13 protein-coding genes and 1 pseudogene are annotated in these 12,702 nt (G+C 74.1%); 6 read left to right on the forward strand and 8 right to left on the reverse strand.

Annotated elements, in window-relative coordinates:
- The 3 genes from LCE31_RS27395 to LCE31_RS27405 form a co-directional block, all read left to right on the forward strand.
- Positions 1 to 911, forward strand: a 911-nt coding sequence (locus tag LCE31_RS27395; protein WP_225018812.1) for a DUF6777 domain-containing protein, incomplete at its 5' end; no start/stop codon positions are given.
- Between the two features lie 54 nt (positions 912 to 965).
- Positions 966 to 3,044, forward strand: a complete 2,079-nt coding sequence (locus LCE31_RS27400) for a SpoIIE family protein phosphatase (protein ID WP_225018815.1) — start codon at positions 966 to 968, stop codon at positions 3,042 to 3,044.
- A gap of 77 nt (positions 3,045 to 3,121) precedes the next feature.
- Complete coding sequence (locus LCE31_RS27405) at positions 3,122 to 3,982, forward strand: amidohydrolase family protein (RefSeq protein WP_225018817.1); 861 nt, start codon at positions 3,122 to 3,124, stop codon at positions 3,980 to 3,982.
- Positions 3,983 to 4,119: 137 nt separating this feature from the next.
- Here the strand turns inward: LCE31_RS27405 and LCE31_RS27410 are convergent, their stop codons facing one another.
- Positions 4,120 to 4,830 (reverse strand): alpha/beta hydrolase, encoded by a 711-nt coding sequence (locus tag LCE31_RS27410; RefSeq protein ID WP_225018819.1) that lies wholly within the window; start codon positions 4,828 to 4,830, stop codon positions 4,120 to 4,122.
- A gap of 58 nt (positions 4,831 to 4,888) precedes the next feature.
- On the opposite strand from LCE31_RS27410, the gene LCE31_RS27415 reads away from it, so the two are divergent.
- A complete protein-coding gene (locus LCE31_RS27415) occupies positions 4,889 to 5,764 on the forward strand; it encodes an Fpg/Nei family DNA glycosylase (RefSeq protein ID WP_225018821.1) in 876 nt (291 codons plus the stop codon).
- Positions 5,765 to 5,826: 62 nt separating this feature from the next.
- Here the strand turns inward: LCE31_RS27415 and LCE31_RS27420 are convergent, their stop codons facing one another.
- The 3 genes from LCE31_RS27420 to LCE31_RS27430 form a co-directional block, all read right to left on the reverse strand.
- Entirely contained in the window at positions 5,827 to 6,486 is a 660-nt protein-coding gene (locus LCE31_RS27420; RefSeq protein ID WP_225018823.1) for a zf-HC2 domain-containing protein, read from the reverse strand.
- 130 nt (positions 6,487 to 6,616) lie between these two features.
- On the reverse strand, positions 6,617 to 7,141 hold the full coding sequence (locus LCE31_RS27425) for a hypothetical protein (protein WP_225018825.1): 525 nt from the start codon (positions 7,139 to 7,141) through the stop codon (positions 6,617 to 6,619).
- A 303-nt stretch (positions 7,142 to 7,444) separates the two neighbouring features.
- Entirely contained in the window at positions 7,445 to 7,912 is a 468-nt protein-coding gene (locus tag LCE31_RS27430; protein ID WP_225018827.1) for a universal stress protein, read from the reverse strand.
- A 224-nt stretch (positions 7,913 to 8,136) separates the two neighbouring features.
- On the opposite strand from LCE31_RS27430, the gene LCE31_RS27435 reads away from it, so the two are divergent.
- The gene (locus LCE31_RS27435) at positions 8,137 to 8,964 is read left to right on the forward strand and encodes a polysaccharide deacetylase family protein (protein WP_225018829.1); all 828 of its coding nucleotides are present in this window, start codon (positions 8,137 to 8,139) and stop codon (positions 8,962 to 8,964) included.
- A gap of 119 nt (positions 8,965 to 9,083) precedes the next feature.
- On the opposite strand, the gene LCE31_RS27440 is transcribed toward LCE31_RS27435, so the two are convergent.
- Positions 9,084 to 9,680, reverse strand: coding sequence for a class F sortase (locus tag LCE31_RS27440; RefSeq protein ID WP_225018831.1), 597 nt, complete (start codon positions 9,678 to 9,680; stop codon positions 9,084 to 9,086).
- Between the two features lie 523 nt (positions 9,681 to 10,203).
- Here LCE31_RS27440 and LCE31_RS27445 point away from each other — a divergent pair.
- Positions 10,204 to 10,686, forward strand: coding sequence for a hypothetical protein (locus tag LCE31_RS27445; protein WP_225018833.1), 483 nt, complete (start codon positions 10,204 to 10,206; stop codon positions 10,684 to 10,686).
- A gap of 121 nt (positions 10,687 to 10,807) precedes the next feature.
- Here the strand turns inward: LCE31_RS27445 and LCE31_RS27450 are convergent, their stop codons facing one another.
- From LCE31_RS27450 to LCE31_RS27460, 3 genes and pseudogenes are all read right to left on the reverse strand, one after another.
- A complete protein-coding gene (locus LCE31_RS27450) occupies positions 10,808 to 11,326 on the reverse strand; it encodes a hypothetical protein (RefSeq protein ID WP_225018834.1) in 519 nt (172 codons plus the stop codon).
- A gap of 213 nt (positions 11,327 to 11,539) precedes the next feature.
- Complete coding sequence (locus LCE31_RS27455; RefSeq protein ID WP_225018837.1) at positions 11,540 to 12,316, reverse strand: bestrophin-like domain; 777 nt, start codon at positions 12,314 to 12,316, stop codon at positions 11,540 to 11,542.
- A gap of 156 nt (positions 12,317 to 12,472) precedes the next feature.
- A pseudogene (locus tag LCE31_RS27460) lies at positions 12,473 to 12,702 on the reverse strand (hypothetical protein); the annotation flags it as partial.

Raw genomic sequence — 12,702 nt, forward strand, 5'->3', positions numbered from 1 at the left:
CGCCCTCCGCCCCCGCGAACTCCGACGGCACCGGCACCGGCCGCGCCGCGGGCGCCGCCCGCACCGGCGGCCAGGCCCGCACCCTGCCCGGCACCACCCCCGGCGTCTACGGCGGCACCCGGGGGCTCTCCAGCTGCGACGTGGAACGGCAGGTCCGCCTCCTGACCGACGACAAGGCCCGGTCGGTGGCCTTCGCCAAGGCCGCCAGGATCGGCGGCGCCGCGGTCCCCGGCTTCCTGCGCGGTCTCACCCCGGTCGTGCTGCGCGCCGACACCCGGGTCACCTCGCACGGCTACCGCGACAGATCCGCCGACTCCTTCCAGGCCGTCCTCCAGGCGGGTACCGCCGTGCTCGCCGACAGCCGGGGCCTGCCCCGGGTCCGCTGCTCCTGCGGCAACCCGCTCGGCCCCGCCGTCGCAATGGAGGGCGCCGTCACCCACCACGGAACCCCCTGGGACGGCTACCGGCCGGACCACGTCCTGCTGATCTCGCCCGCCTCCCGGCCGGCCGCCGAGCTGACGCTCGTCGACAGCGCCGACAACACCTGGATGCGGCGCGCCACCGGCACCCAGGGAGACGAGGACGGGGTCCCCGCCTCCCTGCCGCCCTACGGCCCGGACGCTGACCTGTTCGACGCGCAGCAGGTCACACCGCCCGACCCGGCCCTTCCCTACGCCCCTTCCGCAAGCCCCAGTGCCGAGCCCACCGGTACCGCGGCGCCCGAGCCCAGCAGCCCGGCGCAGCCGCCCGCCCCGACCGGGGAGCCCAGCGCACCGGACACCCCGGAGCCCTCCGGCCGGCAGGCGGGGCCGCTCGGGGACGCGGCCCGGCCGGACGGGCCCGGCACGTCCGGCGGCGACGCCCCGGGGATGGCGGGCATCCTGTTCGGACCGGACGACCCTCAGGGGTGACCGAGAGGCCCCTGCTGGGTCGAAGAATGCGACAAACAGTGACAGAGTGGCCCCATGGTGGATAGGGCAGCGGACTCCCTGTCGCTCCCCGAAGACTGGCCGGCCCCTGCGGACATCAGCCTCTCCCTCAATCGCCTGGGCACCTTCGACTGGGATCTCGACCGGGGGCTGATGCACATGGACGAGCCGGCCCTCGGGGTCTTCGACCTGCGCCCCGACGAGTACGACGGCAAACCGTCGTCCCTCACCGCGCGGGTCCCCAGGGACGAGAGTGCCCGCCTCGAAGCGCTCATCGCCCAGGCGGCGAACGACGGCAGCGACAGCTACGGCGCCTACTTCAAGGTCCGGCGCCGTGACGGCTCCCTGCGCTGGACCCACACCCAGGGCAGCCTGCGGCGCGGCGCCGACGGCCGCACCCACCGCATCATCGGGATCGTCAGGGACGCCGCCCAGGAACTCGCCGACTCCGCCGCCCGGCTGGAGATCGACGAGGCGCGCCGCGTGCGCACGAGCGTGGTGGAGGGCACGACGGCGGCCCTGGCGCACGCGCGTACCGTGCGGGACGTCATCGACGTACTCCAGGCGTCGCACGGACTGGAACACCTCGGCGCGACCAGCGTCGTCATGGGGCTCGTGGAGTCCGGCCGCATCCACCTCGTCGCGGAGGGCCCCGAGGGCTCCTTCGTACCCGGCACCCGCGTCACCAGGATCGACGAGCGCTACCCGATGAGCGAGGCGGTCCGCACGCTCAGTCCCCGCTTCATCGACTCCGCCGAGGACTTCGCCGCGGGCTACCCCGAACTGTGGCAGCACATCGGCCATCTCGGCATCACGGCCGCCGCCTATCTGCCGCTCATCGCCCAGGGCAGACCCATCGGCGCCCTCGGCCTGCTCTACGGGGACAAGAGCGGCTTCAACGCCGAGGACCGCAACCTGCTGGTCGCACTCGGCAGCAGCATCGCGCAGAGCCTCCAGCGCGCCATGCTGTTCGAGCAGGACCACGACCTCGCGGAGGGCCTCCAGCAGGCCATGCTGCCGCGCCGCATCCCCCAGGTCCCCGGCGCGCAGATCGCCGTGCGCTACCGCTCCGCGCGGCTCGGCAGGGACATCGGCGGCGACTGGTACGACGTGATCCCGCTGCCCGGCGGCCGGATCGGGGCGGTCATCGGCGACGTCCAGGGCCACGACACCCACGCGGCGGCCGTCATGGGCCAACTGCGCATCGTGCTGCGCGCGTACGCCGCGGAGGGGCACGAACCCGCCACCGTGGTGGCCCGCGCCTCGGCCTTCCTCCAGGAACTCGACACCGACCGGTTCGCCACCTGCACCTACGCCGAGGCCGACCTCACCACCGGTGTCGTGCAGCTGGTACGCGCGGGACACGTCGACCCGCTGCTGCGCGACACGGACGGCAGCTGCCGCAGGCTCCCGGTGCAGGGCGGCATGCCGCTCGGGCTGTCGGCGCTGTTCGGCTCGCTCGACTACCCGGTCAAGACGCTGGAGCTGGACCCCGGCCAGACCCTCGTGATGTACACGGACGGGCTGGTCGAGATGCCCGGGGTCGACCTCGACGAGGGCATGCTCGAACTCGCGGAGCTGATGCGCGTCGGCCCCCACGACCTCCAGGCGCTCGCCGACCGGCTCTGCGAGGTCGTCGACGAGCGCGGTGGCGAGGACGACGTGGCGGTCCTGCTGCTGCGCCGCAGGGGCGCGTACATGCCCCAGGCCGGCGGCAGGCTCCAGCAGGAGGTCCCGCCGCACGACCCGGCGGCGCTGCGGGCCGCGCGCCAGATGATCCGGGCCGCTGTCGGCGCGTGGGGTGCGCGGGAGCGCTCCGACGACATCGAGCTCGCGGCCGACGAACTGATCACCAACGCGCTCATGCACACCGACGGGGGAGCCGTCGTCACCGTACGGGTCGTCTCCGGTGTGGAGCGCCGGCTGCGGATCGAGGTGGAGGACGGTTCCAGCGCACTGCCACGCAGGCGGGAGCAGGAGGAGGCCGACCTCTCGGGGCGCGGGCTCCTCCTCGTGGACAACCTCGCCGACGGCTGGGGCGTGGAGTCGCGGGGGAGCGGCAAGAGCGTGTGGTGCGAGTTCGTGGTCCCCGAGGGGAGCAGGCGCAGGGTGTGACGCACGGGTGTTGACGCGGCCGAGTCATCCGATGATTATGCGACCCGGACCCCACACCCCGGAGCTCTGACTGCCTGATGCCCCAGCCGAATCTGGTCGACGCCCACCACCACTTCTGGGACCTCTCCGTCCGCGACCAGGAGTGGATCACCGGTCCCGCGATGGCGCCCATCCGGCGCGACTTCGGCGTCGGGGACCTGGAGCCGGAAGCGCGGGCGGCGGGCGTCACCGCCACCGTCCTCGTACAGACGATCTCCGTACCCGAGGAGACGCCCGAGTTCCTCGCCGTCGCCCGCGGCAGCGATCTCGTCGCGGGCGTGGTCGGCTGGACGGACCTCACCGACCCGGCCGTCGCCGACCGGCTCGCCGAACTCAAGGAGGCGCCCGGCGGCGAGCTGCTCGTCGGGATACGCCACCAGATCCAGGGTGAGCCCGACCCCGAGTGGATACTGCGCCCCGAGGTCAGGCGCGGCCTCGCCGCGGTCGCCGCCGCGGGACTCGCGTACGACCTGGTGGTACAGGCGCACCAATTGCCCGCCGCCATCCGTGCCGCCGAGCTGCTGCCGGGGCTGACCCTCGTACTCGACCACCTCGGCAAGCCGCGGGTCGCGGCGGGCGCCGTCGAGCCGTGGGCGCGGGACGTCGCGCGGCTCGCCGAGCGGCCCAACACCGTCTGCAAGCTCTCCGGGCTGGTCACGGAGGCCGACTGGGACACCTGGACCGTGGCGGGACTGCGGCCGTACGCGGACACCGTCCTCGACGCCTTCGGCCCCGCGCGGCTGATGTTCGGCTCCGACTGGCCGGTGTGCACCCTGGCCGCCCCGTACGCGCGGGTGCTCGAAGCGGCCCGGGAGATGACCGGGTCGCTGACCGAGGACGAGCGCGCCGATGTGTTCGGCGGCACGGCCCGCCGCGTCTACGGCCTGCCGCCCGCCTGACGGCGGGACCGCGAGCCTGGCCCGCCGTACGGGCAGGGGCGGCGCCCGTCCGTGCCGCCGGGGCCCGCTCAACTCGTCGCCCGCGGTCGCGGTAGTGCGCCGTTCGCGCCCTACAGGGTCGGTGTGCCGCCCTCGCCCTACGCGCGCTGGACCGGGCTCGTGCCGTCCAGCAGGCTCTGCCGGACCACGTCGGGCAGCGCGCCCGCGCCGAGGAGCGCCGCGACCGTGCGGGTGGTCAGGGACTGCCAGGTGATCGCACGCCGCAGCATGGAGTGCTCGCCGCGCGCGATCAGCACCGTGCCCGCCCGGGCACCGGCGTGCCGGGCGCGCTCCGCGAAGTCGACGCTCTCCCGCGGGTCGGTGGTCCGGTCGCGCTCCCCGTGCAGGAGCACCGCGGAGCGCCCCGCGAGCTGGCCCACCGGGTCCCGCGGCGGGCACCACGGCGCCAGCGCCACCACACCGCCGACCAGGTCGTGGCCCGCCGCGTGCAGCGCCGCCCTGCCGCCCATCGAGTGCCCGACCAGCACCACCGGCAGCCGCCCCAGCAGCAGCCCCAGCTCGTCCAGCGCCCGCAGCGTGTCGCGGGCCGCGTCCGCCCGCCCCCCGTTCCAGCCCCGGCAGCGGTAGCGCACCCGGCCCACCACCACCCCGAACCCCTCGGTGGCCCGCAGCAGGCCCTGGCCCACCGGCCACATCCGGGCCGCCGCCGCATTGACCCGGGGCGGCGGCGCCTCCCCGTCGGCCCGGCCGCCGTGCAGCACCAGTACGGCGGCGCGCGGCCTCGTCTCGGTCCGTTCGAGGATCAGCGCGGGCCGCACCGGTGCCCGGTCTCGTACCGTTGCGTGCACGGTCTTCCTTTCGGTGGTCCGCCGGGCGTTCGAGCCCCACTTCCGGCACGCTGGAGGCATGCCGGAAGTTCCCGAAGTCGAAGCGCTGCGCGAGTTCCTCGACGGCCAGCTGGTGGGCAAGGAAATCGTGCGTGCCCTGCCGCTGACGGTCAATGTCCTGAAGACGTACGATCCGCCGCTCTCCGCCCTTGAGGGAACCACGGTGACCGAGGTCGGCCGACGTGGCAAATATCTCGACATCGTCACCCGCCGCGGCGACGGCGCGCCGCTCCATCTCGCGATCCATCTCGCGCGGGCCGGATGGCTCCGCTGGCGGGACTCCTTCCCAGCCGCACCGCCGCGGCCGGGCAAGGGCCCGCTGGCCGCGCGGTTCGTCCTCGCGGACGGTACCGGCTTCGACCTGACCGAGCAGGGCACCACGAAGCGGCTCGCGGTGCACCTGGTGCGGGACACCGCCGAGGTGCCGGGCATCGCCACGCTCGGTCCCGAGCCGCTCGACCCCGCCTTCGACCGTGCCGCCTTCGTCCGGCTGCTCGCGGGGGAGCGCCGCCAGATCAAGGGCGCGCTGCGCGACCAGCGCCTGATCGCCGGCATCGGCAACGCCTACAGCGACGAGATCCTGCACGTCGCGAAGATGTCGCCGTTCAAGCAGGTGCGGAACCTGTCGGAGGAGGAGATCACCGTCCTCTACGACGCGATGACCAGCACGCTGACGGACGCCGTGGAGCGCTCCCGGGGGATCGCCGCGGGCCGCCTGAAGGCGGAGAAGAAATCCGGGCTGCGGGTGCACGGCAGGGCGGGGGAGGCGTGCCCGGTCTGCGGCGACACCATCCGGTCGGTGTCCTTCAGCGACTCGTCGCTCCAGTACTGCCCGACCTGCCAGACGGGCGGCAAGCCGCTCGCCGACCGCAGGCTCTCCCGGCTGCTGAAGTAGGCGCCGGGCCGACCACGCCACGCCGGAGAAACCCCCGCGCCGCCGTCCCGCCCGCAGCGGGCTCACTCGGCGAGGGTGACGAGCCGGCGCCCGTCCGGCGCCCGGACCTCGAAGTGGTCGATCTGGCCCGGGCGCAGCGCTGCCCCGCCGGCCGTGACGACGGCACGGCCCCAGGCGCCCGACCAGGTGGTGACCGTCTCCCGCGAACCGTCCCTGCCGACCGCCACCAGCGCGCACGCGCCCGGCACGTCGCTCCCGCTCAGGCTGAGGGCGATCCGCGAGCCCCAGGCCCGCGACGCCGCGGTGGCGACGGCCGTCGTGCCCGTGGCCCCGTCAGCGCCGCTCCAGCGCGCGACCGCCTGCCGGGGCCCCTCGCCGTCCGGCGGCGCACCGAGCGGACCGCCCGCCACCAGGGCCGCCCCCACCACCAGCACCGCCACCAGGGCCGCCCGTCTCCCGCGGACCGCCCTCTGGCCCGCCGCTGCGGCGTCGAGCGCGCCGCGCAGCACGCCGCCGCCCGGCGCCACGAGGAGCGGCACACCGGGCGGGGTGCACCGCGCGTAGGCGTCGAGCTGCCGGCGTACGGCACCGAACCCGGTCACCGCGGACGCACAGTGCGGACAGGCCCTCAGGTGGTCCTCGAACCGGTGGGCGTCGCCGGGCTCCAGCACGCCCAGGGCGTAGGGGGCCGCGTCGCGATGGGGGTTCTCGGATCTCCGCATACCGTCTCGTACGCGTCAGGGCGCCGGATCACTCAGTGCGGCGTCCCGCACGTCCGCCGCGATCCGCCCGCCGCCGGACGACGGCGGTCGTGGTTTTGTCGGGCACGGCCAAAGCCCGGTCCGACACTCCCTAGCAGAGGTGCATCGCGAGGTGTCCGAGCGGCAGCCCCAACTGCCAGGCGGGCGTCCAGACCTGGGGCCCCTCCTGCTCGGGCCGCCTCGGCCCGCCCCGCGAGGGCGGCACCACAGCGTCCAGATCGGGCGCGAGCAGTTCGGTCTCCTCCAGCCAGCGCCAGGTGTCCGACGCGAGTTCGAGGTCGGGTGTACGGGGCCCGCCCTCGGTCCCGGCCCCCAGCTCGAAGGCGCGCGCCTCCATCCGGTCGAGGCGCTCGCACACCCAGGCGCGCCAGGCGGGGCCGTACTCCGTCAGGTGGCGCCACTCGGCGACCCGGTGGCCGGTGCCCGGCGCCCCGAGAGGCCCCTCGGACAGAAAGATGGTGAGCGCGAGCGTGCCGCGCCCGGCCCGGTACTCCAGCGTGGACGGCGGCATCAGATCGCCGCCGCGCAGCAGTTCGTCCGCGATGTACTCCGCGTGCATCCACGCCATCGGCACCAGTAGGCCACCACTGGGCCCCTCGGCACGTTCCTGACGCATGGTCCCCGCCTTCCTTGCTCCGGCCGCTGTGCGCGGCCCTGCTTCACGGAGCATTGAACCGGCGCGGGACGCTCCGCGTGGCCAGAAGTCACGGATACGGGGCCCTCTCGCGCGGGATTGTGACGCCGGTGTCGTCTGAGGTTTCGGAGGCGCCACTCCGTGGCCCGTCGCTCACTCTCTGTTCCGGGGGTGGGGTGCGGTCTCGGCCGCCGTCCCCGGCCGGATGCGCCGCGCGCTCCGGTACGCAGGCCGCGCCCCGGCGCGTACGCCACACCCCGGCACGTACGCCGCGCCCCGGGCGGGTTACGGCACGACGGTGACGGGCCAGCGGCCCGACTTCACCAGGCGCACGGCCACCGAGCCGATGATCCGGTGCCCCGCGGACTCGGAGGCGCCCACCACGACCGCGTCGGCGGTCAGCTCGTCAGCGGCCGTGACGAGGCCGTTGTACGGGTCGCCGCGGAACGTGTGGAACTCCCAGCGCAGATCCCATATCCCCTTGTTCCGCTCGGAGTTCTTGCGCAGCTCTTCGATCAGGTTCTCGGCGATCTCCCCGGTCGCGTCGGCGACAGGGGCGCCGAGGGCCGAACCGGCCGGGAGTACGGGCTGCACGTAGACGATCGCGAGAAGCGCGTTCTGCCGCCGGGCGAGTCCCGCCGCGTACGCCGCCGCGCGCAGGGCCGACTGTGATCCGTCGACGCCGACGACGATCACTTTCGGGCCGTCGGTACCGCGTTCGAACCGGGTGGACTGTTGTTCAGGCTCCGTCACGGCACGCAGGCTATCCCTTTCCGCGCGACTGTCCAGGTCCGACGGGGGTCCAACGGCCCACAGGCCCGCAACGCCGGGGAAAACAGGCGGGTTTCCGCCCTGTACGCACTGTCAAGCTGGGACTCCGATGCGTAGCCACATCGGGTGCTTGTAGCGCGCCGGCCGTGTTGATCGGCGACTCCGACCTTCGGCCATGCGAGCTATTAATCATGAAAAACGATGAAATGACTGAACGGCGAAGCGCGCTGCGCCTCGTCGCCGGGCTCGGCGCCGCTGCCGCCACCGGCCTGGTCGCCGCCTGCCAGACAGGGGCGCCGGAGCGGAGCGCCGCCGGCGGCCCCGCCGCCGCGCGCGCCGCGGGCGCGGAGGCCGCCGCCCCCCGGGACCCCGCCGCCTACCGCCTCCAGCCCATGACCGCGGAGCTGCCGCCCGCCTTCCGCAAGGCCCCGCCGCCGGTGCGCAAGGAGCCCTTCTACGAACTCCCGGGCCTCGGCCAGTCCGTCGTGCTGACCTTCGACGACGGCCCGGAACCCACCTACACGCCGCAGGTGCTCGACATCCTGGGCGCCCACGGCGTCCAGGCCATGTTCTTCGTCTGCGGCGAGATGGTGTCGTACTTCCCCGACCTGGTCCGCCGGGCCGCGGACGAGGGCCACCTCATCGGCAACCACACCTGGACCCACCCCGAACTGCCCAAGCAGTCCAAGGCGAAGATCAAGGACGAGATGGGGCGTACGAGCGAGATCATCGAGAAGACCACCGGCACCCCGCCCGCCTGGTTCCGCGCCCCCTACGGCTCCTGGGACGCCTACACCTTCCAACTCGGCTCCGCACTCGGCATGGAGCCCCTGGCCTGGTACGTCGACACACTCGACTGGTCGGAGCCGGGCACCGGCAAGATCGTGCGCGCCGTGCTCGGCGGCCTCGGGCCCGGCCGCGTGATCCTCTCCCACGACGGCGGGGGCGTCCGCAAACAGACCGTCGCCGCCCTGCGCCAGTACCTGCCGCAGCTGGCGGGGCGGGGCTACGGCACCGCGTTGCCGCACCCCTGACCCGCCCCCCGGGGGCCGCCCGCCCCCCCCCCCGCCCCCCCCCCCCCCCCCCGGGGGGGGGGGGGCGCCCCAGCTGTACCTCTCGGCTGTATCCCTCGGCTGTACCCCTCGGCTGTCCGTCAGCGCGTGCTGACCAGCCTGGCGAAGACGACCACGTTGCCCTCGTAGCCCGTGGCCTTGGTGTAACCGCCCCCGCAGGTCAGGACGCGCAGTTCCGGATAGCCGGTGTCGGCGTAGACCCGCACGCCGGGGAAGTCGTTCTTCGAGAAGACCTCGACGTCGTAGATCTCGAACACCGCGACCCGTCCGTCGAAGCGCGTGGTCTCGATGTGCTCCCCCCTCTTGAGGGAGCCGAGCCCGTAGAAGACCGCCGGGCCCGTCTCGTTGTCGACATGGCCCACCACCACCGCGGTGCCCGACTGGCCGGGCGCGATGCCGTTCTGGTACCAGCCGGCCATATTGCGGTCGGACGGCGGCGGGGCCTCGATCCACCCGTCCTTGTCCAGGCCGACGTCCATCAACGGAGCGTCGACCTTGATCTCCGGAATCCGCACGCGCGCGGGCGGCGCGTACGGCAGCGGCTTGACGGCGCGGGCGGGCAGCGCGCCGGCGGCCGGGTCGCGGTGGAGCGCGTCGAGCGTCGAGGCCGCCGCCGGCTGCGGGGGCCCGAGCGGCGCGTCCACACCGTTGCGCATGAGGGCGATGCCCGTGAGCATGACCAGGGCCAGCGCGCCCCAGGGCGAGCGCCGCCGCCACCCCTGGCCCAGATCCAGCTCCTGGCGCCCGGCCCGCCGGCGCCCGCGCCTCGGCGCCGCACCCCGGGGGTGAGCCCGTGCGGGGCGCCCCGACCCGCTCTTCGGGCGGGGGCGCGCATGACCCGGGCCGTGCTCCAGGTCGTGATCCTGCCGGTCCCGGCGCATGGTTCTCCCTTCGTGGGCAGTCCCTACGCAACGTAACCGCGCTCCTGCGCTCCGGCGATCACAGGCGGGCGAACGGGTGGCGTGTCCCGGGGAGATGACCCGTCGGAGTATTCGAGACCCAAAAGTTCTGACGCCCCATAACCCCCGCTGACCTGCTGCTCCCTCCTCCGGCCGGCACCGCCTGACGGCGTGTCGGCACGTGGGCGCGTGGGCGTCGAAATGCACCGATGTGGACGTGAGGTGAGGGTTCGTCATGGAAGGCGTACTCGTCGATCACCCGCGGAGCGCCGCTCCGCGCGTCTTCCGTGGAGGTTCAACGATGCGTGCTTCACGCGTTCTCGCGGTGACCGCGACCGCCTGTGCCGCGATGGCGTTCTCCGCACCGCTGGCCGGAGCCACCAGCGGTCCGCTCAACGTCCAGGCCACCCCCTACACCGTGCACCAGGGCGGCACGATCAGGATCACCGTCGACGGCTGCGGCAGCGGCGGTCTCGTCACGTCCAACGCCTTCCCGAAGACCCGGCTGTCCCAGAGCCCGTCGGGGCACGCCAGTGCGACGGCGCGGATCTTCGACAAGGCGACGCCCGGTACCTACAACCTGGCGGTGCGGTGCAACGGCGGCAACCGTGTCGCCACCCGGCAGTTCAGCGTCGTGGCCGGCCGGGGCGCGCTCGGCGGCCTCGGCGGGTCCGTCGGACCGAGTTCGGCCGAGACGGCCGTCGGCGCGGGCTTCGTGGCCACGGCGGCCATCGGCGGCACGGCCTTCGTCGTACGCCGTCGCCGTACGCCCGGCGCGGTCTGAGCCGGTTCCGCCGTACGGTCCCCGCCGCCCCGACGGTCGGCAGGGGGCGGCGAACGCCCGTCGCCCCGAGTCCTCCACAGGGACTCGGGGCGACGGGCGTTCGCCCGGGGCGGCCGGGGTGTCAGCGCCCCCGGCCTGCCGTGCGTCTGCGTGCCGCGTGGACGGTGCCCGCCGCGGCGACGAGCGCGAGCGCGGCACCGGCCGCGATCTCGGCGGTGTTCGAGCCCTGGACGCTGCCGCCGAGTCCGCCGCGCACGCCGCCCGGCGTCTGCGTGGCGGAACCGCCCGCGATGGTCAGGGCGGTCGTCCCCGACCGGCCCGCACAGGTGAAGGTCACCCGGTAGACCGCGCCGCGCCGGGCGTCCCGGTCGACCGTGGCCACCGCCGTGCGGCCCCGCGGGATCGTCGTGGTGTCGAAGACCGCGGAGGACGCCGTGGCCGTCGAGTCGCAGTCGGTCACGGACAGGGTCACCCGGCCGCCCGGGGCGATGGTCGAGGGCGTCACCGAGAAGCCGAACGGTGTGACGTTGCCGCCGGTGCCGCCACTGCCGCCTTCGGGCGCGGCGATGGCGGTGGGAGCGGTGAGGGTGACGGCGGCCGCGGCGAGAGCGGCGGCGGCTGCGACACGTATGGCGCGCATGAGCGGTCCTCCGAGTCCCGAGAGGCAGCCGGCGGAACCGTTTCCGCTGGTCGTGGGAGCTGCACCTCGATGGCTCAGACGCTAGGAGTGCACTACCACACGCGCGATCGCTGGCGGACGAATGGGGCACGCGTGTCCCCCGTGCGGCGGACACGCGTGCCGTGGGCGGACGCACCGTCAGGCCGCGCCGCCCGCTGCCCGGCAGGCCTCCCGTCAGGACGTGATACCCGGGAAGAGGTCAAGGAACGGCTGCGCCGTGGCCGAGATCCCCCGGCCGTACGGCGCGTCGAAGTCCCAGATCAGGAACAGCAGGAAGGCGATCAGCACGCTGAAGAAGGCGGCGAGCAGGAGCTCGCGGAAGGTCCGTCTGATCTGGAGCAGGAAGATCAGCCCGACCGTGACGACGGCGCCCGCGATCAGGCCGAACCAGACCACGCCCGGCATGGTCGCGCCCGCGTTCTGCCCGCGGGCGCCGCGCGCGTCGTCGGCCGCGGCGATGTCGTCCATCAGCGGCTGGTAGACCTGTCCCTCCAGGTCGGTGCGCGGCGCGTACGAGGCGGCGTCGGTGCGCAGTTTCAGGAACAGCTGGGTACCGCGCGGGCTGAGGGCCTCGTGCTCCGCCATGTGCGGCCACTCGGTGTGCACCACGTACGAGACGTACGTGTCCACGTCGTCGCGGATGCGGTCGCGGACGGCGGGCGGGTAGACCTGCACGCGTTCGCTGATCTCGTGCAGGGTCTGGGCCTCCTGCCGGACGTTGTCCTGGGCGGCGCTGCGCCCCTCCCAGACGCCCGCGATCGCGAGGCCGAGCACGATGGCGTAGACCACGCCGATCATCATCACCATGTAGTCGAGGACGTCGGGCGTCTCGCTCGGATCGTCGTCGTCACCCAGCCTGCGCCGGACCCAGCGGTGGTTGACGACGACGATCGAGAGGACGACGGCGGCGGCGGCCGCCATCGCGATGCTGAGAACGAACCATTCCGTCATGAAGTCTCCGGATGTGCGGCGGATGCGGCGGATGCGGCGGATTCAGTAGATTCAGCAATTGCTCGGGGGGTGGAGCGGAGGCCGGTGGGCACGAGAAGCCGGCGGCGCGGGAGTGCCGGCGGGCGCCGGGAGCGGCGAGTCGGTGGGGGGCGTCGGTCAGCGGGAGCGCGGGCGCAGCACCGCCACGGCCAGTACGGCGGGCGCCGTGATCAGGAGCATCATCAGCACGGGCGAGGTGTGGCGTACGGGCTGCTTGCGCACGGTCTTGCGGTAGTGGGGCAGGGCCACGGCCGAGGGAGTCGGCCGGGCCGAGGGGGCCGGACGCGGACGCGAGGGCTTCGGCCGGGGCGGTGGTGGCGGAGGCGGCGCCGGTGCCGGGGTCCGTG

The sequence above is a fragment of the Streptomyces sp. 8L genome (assembly GCF_020176795.1).
GTDB lineage: Bacteria > Actinomycetota > Actinomycetes > Streptomycetales > Streptomycetaceae > Streptomyces.